14 protein-coding genes are annotated in these 17,733 nt (G+C 43.0%); 6 read left to right on the top strand and 8 right to left on the bottom strand.

All coding sequences use genetic code 11. The features are described from left to right. Positions 1 to 337: 337 nt before the first annotated feature. Complete coding sequence (locus HWQ23_RS02970; protein ID WP_292823362.1) at positions 338 to 481, bottom strand: hypothetical protein; 144 nt, start codon at positions 479 to 481, stop codon at positions 338 to 340. A gap of 575 nt (positions 482 to 1,056) precedes the next feature. Here HWQ23_RS02970 and HWQ23_RS02965 point away from each other — a divergent pair. Next, positions 1,057 to 3,936: a choice-of-anchor D domain-containing protein gene (locus HWQ23_RS02965; protein ID WP_292823360.1), complete on the top strand. Its 2,880-nt coding sequence runs from the start codon at positions 1,057 to 1,059 to the stop codon at positions 3,934 to 3,936. Positions 3,937 to 4,097: 161 nt separating this feature from the next. Here the strand turns inward: HWQ23_RS02965 and HWQ23_RS02960 are convergent, their stop codons facing one another. Further along, the gene (locus HWQ23_RS02960; protein ID WP_292823359.1) at positions 4,098 to 4,532 is read right to left on the bottom strand and encodes a hypothetical protein; all 435 of its coding nucleotides are present in this window, start codon (positions 4,530 to 4,532) and stop codon (positions 4,098 to 4,100) included. A gap of 121 nt (positions 4,533 to 4,653) precedes the next feature. On the opposite strand from HWQ23_RS02960, the gene HWQ23_RS02955 reads away from it, so the two are divergent. Together HWQ23_RS02955 and HWQ23_RS02950 are read left to right on the top strand one after the other, a co-directional pair. Further along, on the top strand, positions 4,654 to 6,504 hold the full coding sequence (locus HWQ23_RS02955; RefSeq protein ID WP_292823357.1) for a S8 family peptidase: 1,851 nt from the start codon (positions 4,654 to 4,656) through the stop codon (positions 6,502 to 6,504). A gap of 124 nt (positions 6,505 to 6,628) precedes the next feature. Further along, positions 6,629 to 6,862, top strand: a complete 234-nt coding sequence (locus HWQ23_RS02950) for a hypothetical protein (protein WP_292823355.1) — start codon at positions 6,629 to 6,631, stop codon at positions 6,860 to 6,862. On the opposite strand, the gene HWQ23_RS02945 is transcribed toward HWQ23_RS02950, so the two are convergent. Together HWQ23_RS02945 and HWQ23_RS02940 are read right to left on the bottom strand one after the other, a co-directional pair. Then, complete coding sequence (locus HWQ23_RS02945; RefSeq protein ID WP_292823353.1) at positions 6,849 to 7,172, bottom strand: thioredoxin family protein; 324 nt, start codon at positions 7,170 to 7,172, stop codon at positions 6,849 to 6,851. The two genes, HWQ23_RS02950 and HWQ23_RS02945, sit on opposite strands and share 14 nt — an antisense overlap. A 1,436-nt stretch (positions 7,173 to 8,608) precedes the next feature. Beyond that, positions 8,609 to 8,836, bottom strand: a complete 228-nt coding sequence (locus tag HWQ23_RS02940; protein WP_292823351.1) for a hypothetical protein — start codon at positions 8,834 to 8,836, stop codon at positions 8,609 to 8,611. 478 nt (positions 8,837 to 9,314) lie between these two features. Between HWQ23_RS02940 and hetF the strand changes: the two genes are divergently transcribed. After that, a complete protein-coding gene (gene hetF / locus HWQ23_RS02935) occupies positions 9,315 to 11,846 on the top strand; it encodes a cell division protein HetF (protein ID WP_292823349.1) in 2,532 nt (843 codons plus the stop codon). A 142-nt stretch (positions 11,847 to 11,988) separates the two neighbouring features. On the opposite strand, the gene HWQ23_RS02930 is transcribed toward hetF, so the two are convergent. The 4 genes from HWQ23_RS02930 to HWQ23_RS02915 form a co-directional block, all read right to left on the bottom strand. Beyond that, a complete protein-coding gene (locus tag HWQ23_RS02930; protein WP_292823347.1) occupies positions 11,989 to 12,624 on the bottom strand; it encodes a hypothetical protein in 636 nt (211 codons plus the stop codon). 71 nt (positions 12,625 to 12,695) lie between these two features. Beyond that, the gene (locus HWQ23_RS02925) at positions 12,696 to 13,319 is read right to left on the bottom strand and encodes a Uma2 family endonuclease (RefSeq protein ID WP_292823345.1); all 624 of its coding nucleotides are present in this window, start codon (positions 13,317 to 13,319) and stop codon (positions 12,696 to 12,698) included. Between the two features lie 483 nt (positions 13,320 to 13,802). Then, positions 13,803 to 14,621, bottom strand: a complete 819-nt coding sequence (locus tag HWQ23_RS02920) for a type 1 glutamine amidotransferase (RefSeq protein WP_292823343.1) — start codon at positions 14,619 to 14,621, stop codon at positions 13,803 to 13,805. A gap of 140 nt (positions 14,622 to 14,761) precedes the next feature. Then, positions 14,762 to 16,099 carry a Mur ligase family protein gene (locus HWQ23_RS02915; RefSeq protein WP_292823341.1) on the bottom strand — a complete coding sequence of 446 codons (1,338 nt, stop codon included), beginning with the start codon at positions 16,097 to 16,099 and terminating at the stop codon, positions 14,762 to 14,764. Between the two features lie 267 nt (positions 16,100 to 16,366). Between HWQ23_RS02915 and HWQ23_RS02910 the strand changes: the two genes are divergently transcribed. Continuing rightward, positions 16,367 to 16,954, top strand: a complete 588-nt coding sequence (locus HWQ23_RS02910; RefSeq protein WP_292823339.1) for a thylakoid membrane photosystem I accumulation factor — start codon at positions 16,367 to 16,369, stop codon at positions 16,952 to 16,954. A gap of 169 nt (positions 16,955 to 17,123) precedes the next feature. Beyond that, a complete protein-coding gene (locus HWQ23_RS02905) occupies positions 17,124 to 17,732 on the top strand; it encodes a hypothetical protein (protein ID WP_292823337.1) in 609 nt (202 codons plus the stop codon). Position 17,733 lies beyond the last annotated feature (1 nt).

Genomic DNA, 17,733 nt, shown 5'->3' with positions numbered 1-17,733 from the left:
GTAAGGGCACAGCAATGCTGTGCCCTTACGAAAGATATGGTTTTTAACCTTGATTCATATTTAGTATTTCTTGTCAATGCGTAAGTCCTATTCAGGTTCATATTATGAAGATTAAGTAAGCCGACGCAATCAAACCAAACTACCTCAAAGATTGATGGACTAGTACCGCAAGGCGGAATTCAAAATTCTTGCATTCAAACAGGTATACAGCGTAAGCGTTTTATTGATTTGGAATGGGTGGTTTATTTACGTCGTGTTGTACTAGGCTAAAACCCTCTTTCCTCGTGCCTGATCGCAACGACAAACATTTAGGGCAGCCTGACTTGAAAGTGCTGAGTCACCGAAGTTCAGTTCGCCCTTGGCTTCGGCGTAGCCCGCCGTACCCTTGGACGACGCTAGGGATAATTGCTACACGCAGCGTCTGGTAGAGAAGCCATCGCTGAGAAAAAATATTTCGAGAAACTTCATCAAATCCTCGCACAAAGCGCTCTCCATTCCCATATCACTCTGAAAATTAACAGGACTGACGACGACGCTTACGTAAAGAATTTGCTTTTATTGTAAAATTAACTACTATATTCAGCGTATTTGCTGATATCAAGTGCTCTTTGTAAAGGTTAGTTTTAATACATAAGTCCACAAGGCTGAATTACACCGCTTACAACAGGTTCGACTAAGTTCTTATATTAGTTCCCTTAACTTAAGGGGTCAACCGACTAAAGTTTCAACCTCCTTTTACTTTTACGACTCTAACTTGAAGTCCCCAGTTATTAGCTAAGGGTGCATTTTCCCATACCGATTTGGCAACCTCCTGACCTAAAACAACGGATAAAGTTGAATCGATATCCCTGGTTTAACCATCAACGGTTGACAGGAAAAAGTTTTTAGTTTCACAACAGCCTTTCTACAACCGATGCGATTTGAAGTTGCGATCGCATAACTCTGGCTGTCCTAAAAAGTCCAGACAAATCACCCATTCAAATAACTACTTACCAACTGAATAAAGTTGCTGAGAGTCTACTACCAATTCCCCTTACACACATTCGGAGTAAATCTATGGCTGGCAAAACATACTACGTTTCTGGAACAGGCAATGATACCAATAATGGCTTAAATGAAGGAACTGCGTTTCGCAGTTTGGGCAGAGCCGTGTATCAGATGCAAACAGGCGACACGCTCTATGTAATGAACGGAAATTATGACAAAGGGGCTACGCTTTTTAACTTTAATGGTTCAGCAGATAACTGGACAACAATCAAAGCCTATCCAGGGGCTACACCTACGATCAAAACGATGGGAAGTGGCATTAATATATTTAGTTCATCCTACGTGCGGATTGAAGGACTTGATATAGAAGGCAATCGGGAAAACATCACTCTAGAATATGCCTTACAAGAGAAAGATAATCTCAACAACCCCTTAACCAATTCCGATGGAATTACTGTAAAACCCTGGAAAAATAGCGACGGAGTGGGCGGTACTACTCCTCATCACATTGTCATCTCTGGTAACACAGTTAGTAACTTTCCAGGTGGTGGCATTGCATCCAGTGATTCAGACTACATCACAGTTGAGAAAAATGTTGTGTCTGGAAACGGTTGGTATACGCCTTATGGTGCTCAGGGTATCACTACACTTTATGCTGTTAACTCTGATAACAATACTACTGATTACAAAATAATTTATCGAGACAATATTGTTTTTAATAATAAAAGTTTGGTTCCCTGGAAAGAAGCTGGGAAGATTACTGAAGGGCATGGGCTAATGCTTGATACTACTAATCAGAGTAGAGATGGAACAGCTTATCTTGGCAAAGCTTTAATTACTAATAATATAGCCTACAACAATGGTAACTCTGGTATTAGCGCTTTCAAAAGTGCAAATGTAGATATTATCAATAATACAGTTTACCAAAATAGCCTTAATGTCGCTAACACCGGCGAGATTAAAGTCACTTACTCAGATAATGTTAGAGCCAATAACAATATCATGTATGCCAGCGACAATCAAGTGGCTAATCTTCTGAAATATGATAAAAACGTCAACTTTGACCACAACCTTGTTTATAACTCTTCTCAATTCCAAGCTTCAGATAATCTAAATGCCACAGGGTTACAGAATATTTTGGGTATAGATCCCCAATTTGTTGATGCAGACCAAAGGAATTTTGCGCTCAAACCTGGAAGTGCTGCCATCGATGCTGGTTCCAATACCTTCAATGGCATCAGTACAAATATTCCCCTGGACGGCGATGGTAATGGCAGTACAGTGATTGATATTGGTGCATACGAAGCTCCCCGCAACTTTACCAAAACCCCAGAAATTCAAGTTCTCAATGGTACTGTTGACATTACAGATGGCAGCACCACCCCCATTAACTTTGGCGAGATTCTTGTTGGTGAAACCTTGACCAAAACCTTTACCATCAAGAACACCGGTATAGCTGTACTCAACCTGAGTAATCTTAAACTTCCCAACGGATTTAGTTTGGTCGGAACTCTTCCAACGAGCGTGGCTGCTAATGCTTCCACCACTATATCGGTGGCACTCAACCCCACTACACCCGGCACCTATAGTGGCAGCTTCAGTTTAAACAACAACGATGTTAATGAAAGCCCCTTTGACTTTGCGATTAGTGGCACAGTTAATACCCCGGAAATTCAAGTTCTCAATGGTACTGTTGACATTACAGATGGCAGCACCACTGCCATTAACTTTGGTGACACCACTGTTGGTGACAGCTTGACCAAAACCTTTACCATCAAGAACACCGGTACAGGCGCACTCAAGCTGAGTAATCTTAAACTTCCAGACGGATTTAGTTTGGTTGGAACTCTTCCAACGAGCGTGGCTGCTAATGCTTCTACCACAATATCGGTGGCACTCAACCCCACTACATCCGGCACCTATGGTGGCAGCCTCAGTTTAAACAACAACGATATTAATGAAAGCCCCTTTGACTTTGCGATTAGTGGCACAGTTAGACCCGCTCCTGCCCCGGAAATTCAAGTTCTCAATGCCACTAACGGCAATGACACCTTTATTATTCGACGAGGCGATGGCAATTACAGCATCGCTGGCTTTAGTGGTGTAGGTCTTGGCTCAAACCCTCCGGCTGCGGTGATTGCCAAAGTAGACACCTTGCAATTTATTGGGACTGACTTGACTGCAAGAAATCTGCAATTAACTCAAAATGGCAACAATTTAGAAGTCTCCTTTGGAAATGTGGATAATACCAAAGTCACTCTGCAAAACTTTAACTTAGAAAACCTAGATAACTTAGCCGCATCGACAACAAGACCTGCCATCGGTAATATCGTATTTGACGGAGAAGCCAGTGTTACCAAAAGCTTTGATGTGATTGATGCCAACTCCAATCAAACGTATATTTCCACCCCAAATAGCGTCACGTTTCTCAATGACTTGGACAATAACATCAGCGGTTTTTACAGTTCCAACGATGTGATTAATGGTCAAGGGGGTAATGACACCATCAATGGCAGTGGTGGTGACGACCTGCTGCGGGGTGGTACTGGCAATGATCTTCTCATTGGTGGACAAGGCAATGATACTCTCGTCGGTGGTACAGGTGCTGACTCTTTCCTTTACGACACCAATGCTGGCTTTAATAGTGCTGCTGTGGGTGTTGATACCATCGCTGACTTCAATCACTCTCAAGGTGATAAGATTGTTCTGGACAAGACCACCTTTAGTGCCATTACTTCTGCTGGGGGAACGGGTTTTAGTAACGCTAGTGATTTTCAAATCACCAGTTTAGGGGCACTTAGCAATGCTGTAATTGTCTACGACCCTCTGAGTGGGCAGTTAATATACAATCAAAATGGTAGCGCTGCTGGTTTCGGCAGTGGCGGTCAATTTGCACAACTTACCGGTGCGCCCACTCTTACTGCTTCCGACTTCATCATTCAAGCATAGTTGGGTCGGATCAACTGAGTAAAAGTGTAATCCAAACATGAATCGACTTTCAAGGCAGTTTTCAACTAAATAGGTTACACACATCGGGGCGCAATATATTTGTGCCTCTACTTTTTGACCAGAAATAGCCGTATCATCTGGAACTTGTAGTTTTAGTTTAACTACTGCTGTGGTTTTGATCGCAAGTCTTGTAATACCCCCTGCAAAAACTTACCCCATTCTGCTGCCAAAGGGATTTCTGTAAATGGAACCCGCACTGAGTTAGTAGATTCGGAAAATAGAAATTCTAACTCTATAGAACGACCTTTCTCCGGTATAATCTCTAAATCTACTTGTTTGTCATCTATCAAAAGATAAATTTCTTTAACATCAAGCAAAGAGAATGTTTCTAGTTGAATTGGCCCTTTAGGCGTGGGTTTTCCCCAAGTTAGATTATTGCCTTTTTGACCTAATACTGAATAAATATCATACTTAGCTCGTTCAAATTGCTCTGCCCAAGTGCGATAAGCTTCAACTTTTTGGTACTCCTTCGAGCCTTGCCAAGCTAACCAGAAAAACATTACTAATAGGGGCAACCACAAAAGACCACGTTCCATCGTTTAAAAAAGTCCTGAATAATCAAGTGAAACTTGTAACTAAAAGTGCAAAATTTACCAATAAATGATGCAGATAAGTTATGGTAGAGAGCAAACTGGCAAAAAGCGGTGATGAGTTAATATGAGAAAGCTTATATTATTGGGCTTGTTTGTCATTGGGCTGGGATCTGCCATGTTTGGTTTCCTGAATTTCCAGGGACTGGCAGCTAAAGGAGAGTTTGAGACGATTTTGCTTGATTTTCGGGAAGATATTCCATCACTTGTGGTGGAACAGGATCTGCAAGCGATCGCCAAACAATACAACGTTACACCCCAATTAGACAACAAGTTTTCCAAAAAAGATAATGTGTATATTGTCAAAGGCGATGGGCAGCGACTCCAAGAACTGAAAAAATCTCAATTTGCCCAAGCTACAGAATTTATTGAACCAAATTACATCTACAGGAAGATTCCACAGCCAGGTAAACCTGCTTGGCTAGGAGAATTTTTGAGACCCCAAGAAGAAGAAGAAACAAGTCCTTCATTAACTGGCCCCAATGACCAATATTACAGCAAGCAGTGGAACTTGCACAAAATCGGCATTGAAGGCGCATGGAGTCAAACTAAAGGCAGTGGCATCACAGTTGCGGTAATTGACACCGGGATTACCAAGGTGCGGGACTTGTATGAGACAAAATTCGTCAAAGGCTATGATTTTGTTAACGACCGAGAAGAAGCCAAAGACGATAACGGCCACGGTACCCATGTTGCCGGAACTATTGCCCAAGCCACAAATAACAAATATGGCGTAGCTGGAATTGCCTACGAAGCCAGTCTAATGCCGCTAAAGGTACTCAGTTCATATGGTGGCGGTACTGTTGCCGATATTGCCGAAGCAATTAAATTTGCTGCTGATAAAGGCGCAGATGTGATTAATATGAGCTTGGGCGGTGGCGGTGAAAGCAAGTTGATGAAAGAAGCGATCGAGTATGCCCATAGAAAAGGTGTAGTTATTATTGCCGCAGCCGGTAATGAAAACACCAATGGGGCAAGCTATCCAGCCCGCTATCCCTACGTCATCGGCGTTTCGGCAATTGGCCCAGATGGGGAAAGAGCGCCCTATTCTAACTTTGGTGCAGGGGTAGATATCTCTGCTCCTGGTGGTAGTGAAGCTGGTAAGATTCTCCAAGAAACTATCGATGAAAACGGCGAAGGCGTATTTCTCGGCTTCCAGGGTACAAGCATGGCTTCTCCCCACGTTGCTGGTGTTGCGGCATTAATCAAAGCTGCTGGCATCAAAGAACCAGATGAAGTTTTAAAAGTCCTTAAGCAGTCGGCGCGAGTTATCCAGGATGATGGTTTGAACTATTATGGCGCTGGACAACTCAATGCAGAAGCAGCAGTTAAACTAGCCTTTGCCGGACAAATCAGTTTCTCAGATTTCTTCCGGTGGTTACGCGATAACGGTTATCTTAATCCCGGCTTTTGGATTGATGGTGGTGCGATCGCACTGTTACCCAAGGTTTTAATGGTAGTTGGTTCCTATCTGCTGGCTTGGTTTTTACGGGTTTACTTCCCCTTCACTTGGAGTTGGTCTTTATCCAGTGGCTTAATTGCTGGCAGTTCTGGGTTATTCTTCCTCAAGGGAATCTATATTTTTGATCTTCCCCAGTGGCCTTTCCGGGTTTTGGGCAGTTCAATTCCCGAACTAGGCAATAGCCTCCAGGGAACTGATGCGTTAAATCCCCTGTTTGCTAGCGTACTGATTCCCATTGTGTTAATGGCATTGCTGCTGGGACATCCTAGTTGGAAATGGTTTGCCATTGGTTCAACTTTAGGTGTAGCAGCGTGCTTGACAGTAAGTGCGGTTTACGACCCAGCTGTTTGGGGTTTGGGAAGTGGTAACATAGCACGTCTCTTCCTCATCGGTAATGCCCTAATCTGTTATGGACTTACTCGTTTAGCATTGAAAAACGAAGAAAAAATAGCATAAATTCGCATGGGGCATGGGGCATGGGGCATGGGGCATGGGGCATGGATTTTTATAACTCCTAACTCCTAACTCCTAACTCCTAACTCCTAACTCCTCATTCCTAACTCCCCCACTCAGCACTGTTATGAGCATTAAACTTACAGGTACAATCGAACGCCGTGATATTGGCACAGGCGCATGGGCGTTAGTTACAGAAGAGGGCGTTACTTACGAAATCCTCAGAGGGGCTGACAAAGACTTACTCAAAGCCGGACAAAAAGCAAAAGTTAAAGGACAGGTGCGTGAAGATATCATGACTACTGCCATGATAGGCCCTGTCCTAGAGGTCAAATCTTTTGAGGTAATTAGTTCTGATTAACTGTGGAATTCAGAACCTCTTGAAGACGGCTTCTAAACTCCCCTTTGGGATGACCTCCTTTTACTTCACCCACAATCTGAAATTCCCCCTCTGGAGAATTGCAGATGATGTAAGTAGGCCATCCCATTTCTGATTTATCGGGATACTGAGTTAATAAAATCTTGCGATACTTGCGGTAAGCAGCCGTATCCTGCATTTTGACATCGATAAATTCTAAACCCAGTTCTTGTGCCACCTTTTTGTCATAAAAAGACATTTTGTGGCAAATGCCGCACTCTTCTGAAGAGAACTTAATTACAGCTAAACTCATGGGTTGGCGACTCTTTGATTCTAGGCAAAGTTTTTTAGCATAATGCCATGAAATATTAGCATATAGCTGGTCATTAGTGTCAACTTAAGGCTGAAACCCTGATCCAGTATATTTTCCTCCTTCCCTACTAGAATAGTACTTACGCACACTCTACGAATTCTTCTCTTCGCGTACTCCTGCGGAGGACAAGCTACACGTAGTGTCTTGTTGGCGCAGCCCAAGGTAGAGTAGAGAAGGCGGTTCGAGAAATTAAGCGCAGTTGGCGATTTTTGCGTAAGTCCTGTAGAAGTAGGGAAGGTAATTTTTTCGGAGGCTCTGCCTCCAGTACCGCATTCCCAGTCTCAGAGTGGGAACGAGAAAAAATATTATGTAGTCAAAATGTAGAAAAAAAATTAAGAATATGATTAAATATCATAGCAATCATTTTGGAGTGGCATCTCTAGCTCACAATAAAAAGAAAGCGATTCAGGGATTGCGTGAGCAGGTTATGCTTTATCCTGGCAACAGCAGGATACTCAAGGTCTACCAGCAGTAGCAACAAAAGTAGTGGTGCATTTTAGTTATGTGGGCAGCAAATGCTAGGACGGGCGATGTCTAAGGACAAGCTGCTACGACGTCTACGCATAATAAAAAAACCCCCAGTGAGTGTTAGCCAACCAGGGGAGTTAGTTATCAGGGTGCATCTACCAATTAAATGTTCTCAGGTTGAACACCATACTCCGGATGAATTTGTACAAAGGTCAGTTATTTTTTTAAATAAAAAAACCCCAGTGAGTGTTAGCCTACTAGGGGAGTGAGTTATCAGGGTGCATCTACCAGTAATCTTTTCTAGGGGCAGCCAGTATTTTCCAGAGAAAATGGTCAAAATCAAGATTGATGGCGATGTCTACGACGGGCTACGCCGAAGCAACTAGAAAAAACAAAAACCCCCAGTGAGTGTTAGCCAACCAGGGGAGTGAGTTATCAGGGTGCATCTACCAATAATCTTTTCTAAAGTAAATGGGTAGCTACCGGATAAATTAGCAGAGGTTGAAGTTGTTATTGTTTATCAGAGAAAAACCTCAGAGGGGTTAGTTATCAGGACAGACCTACCAATTAAATGATCGGTGCGCTGCCTTAAAAAATGGCAGGGTAGGAAGTACTGAAAGGGTTTTCCGACTTGTCCCGACTTTTAAAACTTGCTATCAAGAGCGTCTTTGAACAGGAGAAGCAACTGGCGTGGGCTTATTTAGATATAAATTTCAGGTTTTAAGCGCATAAGTTTTGTGCTTATTGAGTAATAAAAAACCCCCCAGTGGGTTTTAGCCAACCAGGGGAGCTAGTTATCAGGGTGCATCTACCAATTAAATGTTCTAGGTTTAGCCACCATGCTCCGGATAAATTTATGAGAAAATTGATTGTTGTCGTGTGTCAAAAAAATAAGAGTGGATAGTGAACTACTCCGCCGTAAGACGGACGTAGCTCTCCCAATTCATCGGGAATAGCCTCCAGAACTCCGTAGTACTAGAAAGTCTGACATTCCCTCCTCTTGTCAGGAGTCCTGGTTCCCAAGACCCAAATCTTTCTCTTGCAACATATACCTCCACCGCTTGGTTTTCGCTTGTGGCATTGATGGTCAAGATAGTAACTATAATACCCGAAAATCCTGCGGATTCGTCATACATAAGCGAATTTGTTTTTACCAAGTAAAAATCAATTCCAGATATAATCCTCACTTGGTGAGGCTGTTCGCGTTCATCCCCCGCTCACAATACCTACCATTAGATTACATTCAAGGTGGGGACTTTTGCGACTCGTTAAAGATCAAGGCACATCCATCTATTAATCAAGTATTCTAGGATTAAGCACTATTTTCTGGTAGAGAATATCTGCGTTAGAAGTGGCTGTTGTTTGCCAAAATTGAAAAAAACCCCCAGTGGGTGTTAGCCAACTAGGGGAGTTGAAGATCAAGGTGCATCTACCAATTAAGTGTTCTAGTCTTAAGTAATCCGATCCGGATAAAGTTGTAAAGGCAAAAAAAGCAAAACAACTAGAATCAGAAACATTCAGGGGTGGGATGCATCTAAGTTATCAGAGGGAGCGAAAAATCGACTTGAAACTTTCGCGTTTCAAACCAGATTTAGGAGGCGGACAGGAGAAGCTGTGACCCAGGAATTTCACATTTCGGTAACTCCTGTAGGACAAAATGACTACTTGGTGCGGACAGAAGAAGTCGCGCCTGGAGTGCCATTGGCAGAAGAACTGGTGACTTGGCCTGTAGCTGATTGGTTGATGGCTGCTGGGCATTTGATGAATGACCCGTTGAAGTCGGTGTTGCAAGGAGATATATTCGCCTCTAGCGGCCACGAAAGCGATATCGCCAGAAACTCTATTAACTTGGTGGCGTTAGGTCAACAATTTTATAACGCCCTATTTCAAGGCACTCTCAGAGATAGTTGGATTACCGCCCAAGGTATTGCCCAAAACCACCAACAAGTACTGCGCTTACGCTTGGGGCTAAAAGACACTAGATTAGCTCGTCTGCCTTGGGAAGTGATGCACGCAGGCGATCGCCCTCTGGCTACTGGCCCTTATGTGGCTTTTTCTCGCTTCCAAAGTGGGATTTTAGGGGCTTCCCCAATGCGATCCCTGCGGGGGGCTACGCCTACGCGAAATATGCCCATACCACTAGAACAAGGTGGCGTGAAAGTATTGATGGTAATTGCTTCTCCCTCAGATCAAGTCCGTCTTGATTTACTCAAACAGGAAGCGATTAAACTGCAAGCAGAACTTCACCGTGTACCACGACTTGCTGAAGGTAGCAATCGGTTCCCAGAAATTGAACTGACTGTCTTAGATCAACCAGGACGGGAAGAACTGACGCAAGCTCTAGAACAAGGCAGATACCACGTTCTACACTATTCTGGTCATAGTAACTTCGGCTCTAATGGCGGAGAAATTTATCTTGCTAGTCGCAGAACTGGCTTAACGGAAATCTTAACTGGGGACGATCTGGCAGGTTTGCTTGTCAACAATAACATCCAAATGGCAGTGTTTAACTCCTGCTTGGGGGCGTACACAGCTGCATCTGATGCCTCTGGAGATACTGGCGAACGAAACTTGGCAGAAAGTCTGGTGAAGCGCGGAATTAGAAGCGTTTTGGCTATGTCAGAACGGATTCCTGATGAAGTGGCGTTGACGCTCACACAATTGTTTTACCGCAACTTGAGTCAGGGATATCCAGTAGATTTATGCGTAAGTCGGGTGCGCCAAGGATTAATTTCTGCCTATGGTTCTCACCAGATGTACTGGGCATTACCGATTTTATATCTCCAGCCAGAATTTGACGGTTTCTTGAGCCAGGAAAGTGAGTTATCCGAAAGTGCAAAGTTGCTGAATCAGTATAGTTCGCCTTTAGGGTCAACTTCCCCGATGTACTCTGGTATGGCAGATGATAGCGAGATGCCTTTAGGAATGGAGGAAATGATTCCTTCTGGTTTGGCGCGTGATTCTGGGTTGGACTGGCTAGGTGAAGATACTTGGGGCGATCTGGTTGATGAAATTGAGTATGATGACCCAAGCTATGAAGAAGATTCTGCTATAGTTTCGGATTTGTTTCGTCAGCTAGATAACCAAAAAGCTCCAACTGAACTAGATCAACAAATTCACGAAAATAGTCTTCAAGCAAGGCAGGTTTCAGAGGAAATAACTTCTTTGCAAGAGGAAGCAGATTTGTGGGGAGAAGCCCCAGCACCACCTCCTCAAACTGCTGGGAACCTTGAAATAAATTGGGAAAATTCTGATTTTTCGCGTAGGCGTAGCCCAAAGCAGGCATCGCAACCAGCCCGATCAAGACCTCGTACCCGTCGCCGCAAGCTGTGGCCGATTGTGGGTATAGTGGCAATCAGTGCGTTAACTGCTGCGATCGGTTTAAATTGGTGGTGGCAAAATCGACCCCAGCAGCCAACTCTGCCTAACATACCAGGAATTCCTACCCAGTCTCTACCGATTCAAAAGCAGCAAAATATCGACTTACAGACAGCAGAAACTGGAATTGTCACCGCCACCGCTACGGAAAAATTGAGTCAGGGCGATTTGCAAAGTGGGTTATTGGCTGTAGAAGAACTACTCAATCGTGGTGGACTGGCTGCGGCTGCAACTGCCCTGAAACTGATTCCAAGTAAACAAGCTGACGATCCATCTGTGAACTTTTACAAGGGACGATTAGCTTGGCAGTCTATCCAAACTGGAGACAAGAACTATAGCGTTGATGATGCCCGCCGTTACTGGGAAACTGCTGCAAAAGCTAAACCAGAATCACTTTTGTATAATAACGCTTTGGGATTTGCCTACTACACAGAAGGCAATCTGAATCGAGCCAATGATTCTTGGTTCAAAGCTTTGAATTTAGCTCTCAAAGAACAGAAGACACCAACATCCACAAAGACAGCAGTGCCTCAAGATGCCTTAACTTCCTATGCTGGTTTAGCTCTTGGACTGTATAAATCTGCACTTAGTCAACCTAGCGGTAAGCAGACACAATATCTAAATGAAGCAATTAAGTTGCGGCAAATGGTAGTTAAGTCTGATCGAGTCAATTTCCAGGTAGATAAATTAGCTAAAAATTGGCTGTGGACGGAGAAGGCGATTGAAGATTGGCGATCGCTCCTTCAGCAGAAAAGTGAAGAACGGTAAGATGTTGCAAGTGAAAAGGGCGGTTAGAAACCGCGTCTACACACGCAAAACCCACCTCCGTGGGTTAAAAACCTTTGATTTTCTCTTAGTCCGCGGAGGCGGACTTTGTTTGTATAGCCGCGAATTCCATTCGCCGGGACTTTTATTTATTGCCTTGTAACTGCTTAATAATATTGCCAATTAAAGGTAACTGTTCCAGTACCATTTTGAGCAAATCTACAAAAGATTTTTTAGAAAGGCGGTCATCCTGACGTAGTTGCAGAACACCGATTATTATTCTGAATAAAGTAGTACCAATGATCACTAAGGCTAGCGAATAAATTGGTAAAATGCCAGCAAATATCCCAACTGTATTAAAGACTATTGCGAATGTCAGTAAATAGAACATTCCATTTCGATAAGCCCAAGGAAGTGTAAGCTGAACTTCTGGTTTAGGATTTTCTTCCTGTTTAGATGGTTCTGTCATAAAATTATTCTCTTGCTTTGATGACTGAATTAGATTAACTGTTCCAACATTTCCCTCGATTGTCACAGAGGAATTAGGCAGAAAATCGCCACTCTTCTGCTGTTCTACTTTAAGTAACTCCCTTCTATCCATCACATCATCAATTAAACCTAAGACATCAACCATTTGATAGCTTTTTAGCTCTTGTTTTAAAACAAAGACATGCTCGGCACGGTAATCTCCACTCAAAGCTTTGACAATATCCTCGGTGCTACTTCTAATCCGGGGATTTTTCAAAGCCGCTAACATTAGGGGATTTTTTTCCCCAGCCACAATGGCGTGTGAGCGCTAATAATTTTTACTGAATCTAAAAAAGATAAAAATTTAAACCTTAGCCACCTAAATTACGCGACTTCTCCAGCCCGAAAAATCTGTTCAGCAGTTAAATTCAACTCTGGGAACGCTAGCGACTGAATGCGTTCGCTTCCCCTAAATTGCCTAACTTGATACTCACCTTCAATTAGTTGGTAAATCGAGATTGTTGGTTGTTTAGGATTGCCAATAAAGCGCCTACCACCTAAACCTAAATAGTCTACAATCCAGTATTCAGGAATGCCCAAAGACTCGTAATCTTCTAGCTTCAAAGCATAATCATCACTCCAGTTAGTTGAAACAACTTCTACAACCAACTTGACGGAACTACCCCGCGTGATGATAGATTCTTTTTTCCAACGAGGTTCATCCCTAACAGCTTGTCTATCCAGAACAATGACATCTGGTTCATAACCTGAATCAGTGTTAACTGACTTGATGACGCATTCTTTAGGGATAAAACAAGGAATAGACAAACGGGTGATTTCAATAAACAAAGAACCATTGATAAACCCGGCTATCTCTGAGTGCTTCCCTGTTGGCTTAGGCATTTCAACAATTACCCCATTATGTAGTTCATAATGCCTGTCTGAAGATTCGGGATACCAGGCGATAAATTCATCAAAGGTTACTTGTTTGGCTAAGGTTTGAGTCATACTTTGTTCCCTTGCTTTATGTCAAATTTGACCCCTCTCCAAACCTCTCCCCGTGTCGGGGAGAGGTTTTTTCTCCCGTTCTCAAGTTCTACCAGGAAATGCGGTACTTTAGGGCTTCTGTCTTTGCATAATACCTGGAACCCCACCCCCAACCCCCTCCCCGCAAGCGAGGAGGGGGCTATGATATACCTCATGTGATTAGGAAACGCTATATCGTGTGCGAATACTTAGTTATGATTCCCACAGTCATTGCACTCCACTACTTATTCCCCTCCTCGCAAGCGGGGAGGGGAGACAAAGCGTAGCTTTGGCGGGGTGGGGTTCTTCGGGTTTAATAAGTAATCAAGCGGACATGATATTAGTTGTTATTGACAAGGAAACATGAACTCAAAGCTGAGTTTGGGGCGTTTGTCACACCTTCTCATGCGAAACCGGGGAATTGCGTTCCCTGTGAAAGTCAGGGAACGAGAAAAACACCTATATTTAAACTTTTGCCGCAGCAGAATTTGGTAAATTCACTTTCAAGCGCTTAAACATCGCTTCTCGTGCTTGTGCAGCGAGGCTATCGTCAAAAGGTTTTAAGCTAATTTCTTGCTGATACTTTAGCCGCAATGCTGTTTGAATTAACCAATCTGCAACAAAAGGATTTTTTGGTAACAAAGGGCCATGGGAATAAGTAGCGATCGCATTCTGATAAAATGCTCCTTCTGTCCCATCTTCACCATTATTTCCCAAACCGTACACCACTCGCCCCAATGCTTCCACTTTCCCCAGTTTGGTACGTCCGCCGTGATTTTCAAAGCCTACCAAATATGGTGTACTACCCGTCATCTCTTTTAAATCTCGCGCCAGACGTGAAGCTGTCACTTCAATTACCAAGTTACCAATACAGCGTTTAGTATTTTCACCAGGATGCACGGAAACTAAATCGAGTATTCCCAAACCTTCAATCCGTTGTCCTAAGCCGGGTTCATAATAATGTCCCAGTAATTGGGGTGAACCACAAGTAAATACTCCCGGTGTTCCATTTTCGATTTTCTCGCGCATGGCATCGGCTTTTGCACCTTGCAAATCACGCATGACAATTTCTTGCTGACGATCTTGTGCGCCACCACCAACTATGACATCTACAGTTTTAATATCTGCGGCTGTGGCATTTTGATCCAGGGGTAACACTTTAACATCGTATCCCCGCCACTGAGCGCGACGTTCTATAGTAATTACATTACCGCGATCGCCATAGGTACTCATCAGCGTCGGGTATAACCAACCAATTGTTAATTCCAAATTTTGAGAACTCATAAATTTTGGGAATGGGGCATGGGGAATGGGGAATAGGGAATAGGGAATAGGGAATAGGGAATAGGGAATGAAGGGGAAGAAGCACTATACATTCTTGTTACCCATGCCCAATACCCACTCCCCACTCCCCACTCCCCAAGTTAAAGAATTTTCCGCCCAGTCAGAACTTCTCGCACTTCTAGCATGGCTGAATAGGTGGGCAGAATATGCAAAGTTTCATTTTCTGGTGTATGTTCTAATGCAGTAGCGATCGCTTGTCGCAAATCTTCTTCCACAATCAAATTTAACTTACTCTCACAAGAGTTTTCACTGTAACGTAGACGTAGAGCCAGATCGTAGACGCGATCGCCACTCACTACTAAAGTCCCTCCGCGTTCGACTAATTTCTCCGTATCCACGTCCCAAATCCAGGATACATCAGTGCCATCGGGCGTGCGATCGTTCAATACTAGCAGTGTGGTTTTATCTGTGCTTTGAGTAACTACGCGAATGGTTTCATTCGTTCCCACAGGATTTTTTGATAACAAAATCCGCACGCGTTTACCGTTAATTACTAAATCTTCAGCACGACCAAAAGCAGCTTGAAAATTGTTAATAGTATCTCTGATTGTTACTTCATCAACTCCCAACTCAATAGCCGCAGTAGCAGCCGCTAAAGTATTGTATTTGTTATACAAACCAACCAGAATTTGCGACCATTCGCTACTTTCTAGAGTCGGTTTACTTTTACTAAAACCACACTTGGGACAAGTAAAATCTCCCAAATGAGACAAATAAACACCTTTATAATCTAGGGAATGCCCACATTTTGGACAATAAATAGAATCAACGGCGTGAGGAATTGCTTCTAAATAATGTTCTGGTTCATTCAAGCCAAAGAATAACACCCGTTGGGGTAACTGCTGACCAAGGTTAGATAAAGTTGGGTCATCAGCATTGGGAATTACCACTGTTTCTGCTGGTAGCGTAGAAATAACTTTTGTCCAACGCTTACTAATTGTGTCTACTTCCCCGTACCTATCGAGTTGGTCGCGGAACAAGTTTAAACAGAGAATAATTCGCGGCTGGAGTGGCGTTAATACTCTTGGTACAATATTTTCATCAACTTCCAAAATGGCGTAATCAGCATTTAGCGTACCTAGTAAGTTGGTGCTTTCTAATAGCGCAGTCATCAAGCCATTTTCCAGATTTGCACCTGTAGAATTATGAGTGACGCGGTAGCCTTTGCGTTCTAGTATCGTGCATAAAAGCAGGGCTGTAGTGGTTTTGCCGTTAGTACCAGCAATTAAAATCACCCCGTTTTTAACTTGCTGACTCAATAATTGTAAAAGTCGGGGTTCAATGCGACGAGCGATCGCGCCTGGTAATACACTAGCAGCACCCAGACGGAGCGATCGCACTATAAAGGTTACACTTTTGGCCACTGACACCGCGAAACCCAATCGCAGCCTATCTATGAATTGTATTTTCTTTCCCACATCGGTATCCTAGTCTTCTGGCAGTTGCTAATTGATAGTCTTTAAGTTGCAAATTTAATATGCGTGAGTTTAGCGAATCCTGGCTGAAAAAGCCAGCCATACCAATTTTGGATTTTAGTTGAGCGTAGCGATACCAGCCACTTGCGAGAGATAATCTCAGTAGGGGTTATCTTAAAAAATAGTGCATGGGCGTAATTACATATCCAGCCCAGTTTGCCGAATTCAGCACAAACTCACGACAACTAGTAGCTTGCAAGGTTCCTTTTGATGAATAGCACAAAGTTTCTTTTTTTACATAAACAAATTACTGGCTGGCGAAGGTGGTTGTCCAAATGCCTGTTGTTGCTTGCAAGTCTTTTCATTATAAGTATGCAACCTGCACATGCTGGTCTTAATAATGATTTATATGATGGCAACATCTTTGTCGTTTATGCTGGCAATGGTTCACTGGTTCCTCCCAGACAGACACTTGCACAGGCTTTAGCTGAACATAAACCCATATTTTTGGCCTTTTATTTGGATGACAGCAGCGATTCCAAAAGATATGCCATTTCCATTTCACGGGTACAGGAATTCTATGGGCGGGTAGCAGAGATTATGCCTATTAATGTAGATGCTATTCCGCCTAAACAGACCTATGATCCTACAGAACCAGGATATTACTATTCTGGGGGTGTTCCTCAAGTTGTGGTGTTTAATAAATCAGGTGAGGTAGTTTTGAATAAGAAGGGTCAAGTAGCTTTTGAAGAGATAGACGATGAATTCCGCAAAATATTTGATTTGTTACCACGCACGGAAACAGCACTGTTAAAGCGGCGAGCCTTCAATGAGTTCAGTAGTGAGTTAGCTAAGTAACTTATGGGGTAGACCAAATTGGTCTGCCCTAGTTTTCGTGCTTGTTACTACATTTCTGCCGATGCCAAAGCATACATAATATTTAAATATCTGTGTTAACAATTGAGGAAATTAATCCATAGTCTATAGTCCGTAATCAATGCCCAATGACTAACTAGAGTGTATTCTAATGTCAAAGGTCTACACAACCCAGGAGCTAATTCAAATTTTGGCAGCTGAACGCCAAGCCTGCCTCAAGGGAAAACGCCTAAAATTAGAAATAACAGTCTCTGGCAATCCTGTAATTGACCAGTTTCTTAAAACTGATGGGCTGCAACAGTTCACTGCCTATCAAGATTTCAAAACTGCAATTCATGACTATCAAAGGGAAAATCAAGTTTCAGGTATTATCTGGCGGGAGGTAACAATCAAAGGTAAAAACTTCAACTATCCCGAAGTAGACACCGAGTTAATCGCCCTCACCAGTGACTTAGAGATATTAAAAGCTGCTAAAAATTCCATCGTAGAATTTTGGTATGAAGTCTCTATGGGGATGGATTTATACTTGAGTTTCAATAATAGTAAACAATACCAACAAATTGTCACATCTGATGTAGAGAGAATTGTTCAAAGAACAGAATGGGCACGTTTGTGCAAGTGGGAAAATTCTAGCTTTTTGGAAATGATTTTGCAGCTAGGATGGGGTAAACCAGAAGAAGCTGATTATAAACGAGGAAGACCGCGATCGGGTAGTGAATATATTCATGCAGTCAATCCTGGTAATCGTCCCATTGGTTGAT

The organism is Nostoc sp. JL33 (assembly GCF_017114985.1).
Lineage (GTDB): Bacteria > Cyanobacteriota > Cyanobacteriia > Cyanobacteriales > Nostocaceae > Nostoc.
This window is presented reverse-complemented; position numbering and strand designations above follow the sequence as displayed.

Excerpts from the sequence above, each read along its gene's own strand:
- HWQ23_RS02910 (WP_292823339.1), top strand. The coding sequence starts at position 16,367 with ATGAATAGCACAAAGTTTCTTTTTTTACATAAACAAATTACTGGCTGG.
- HWQ23_RS02940 (WP_292823351.1), bottom strand. The coding sequence starts at position 8,836 with ATGTATGACGAATCCGCAGGATTTTCGGGTATTATAGTTACTATCTTG.
- HWQ23_RS02905 (WP_292823337.1), top strand. The coding sequence starts at position 17,124 with ATGTCAAAGGTCTACACAACCCAGGAGCTAATTCAAATTTTGGCAGCT.
- HWQ23_RS02925 (WP_292823345.1), bottom strand. The coding sequence starts at position 13,319 with ATGACTCAAACCTTAGCCAAACAAGTAACCTTTGATGAATTTATCGCC.
- HWQ23_RS02965 (WP_292823360.1), top strand. The coding sequence starts at position 1,057 with ATGGCTGGCAAAACATACTACGTTTCTGGAACAGGCAATGATACCAAT.
- HWQ23_RS02955 (WP_292823357.1), top strand. The coding sequence starts at position 4,654 with ATGAGAAAGCTTATATTATTGGGCTTGTTTGTCATTGGGCTGGGATCT.
- HWQ23_RS02960 (WP_292823359.1), bottom strand. The coding sequence starts at position 4,532 with ATGGAACGTGGTCTTTTGTGGTTGCCCCTATTAGTAATGTTTTTCTGG.
- HWQ23_RS02945 (WP_292823353.1), bottom strand. The coding sequence starts at position 7,172 with ATGAGTTTAGCTGTAATTAAGTTCTCTTCAGAAGAGTGCGGCATTTGC.
- HWQ23_RS02950 (WP_292823355.1), top strand. The coding sequence starts at position 6,629 with ATGAGCATTAAACTTACAGGTACAATCGAACGCCGTGATATTGGCACA.
- HWQ23_RS02920 (WP_292823343.1), bottom strand. The coding sequence starts at position 14,621 with ATGAGTTCTCAAAATTTGGAATTAACAATTGGTTGGTTATACCCGACG.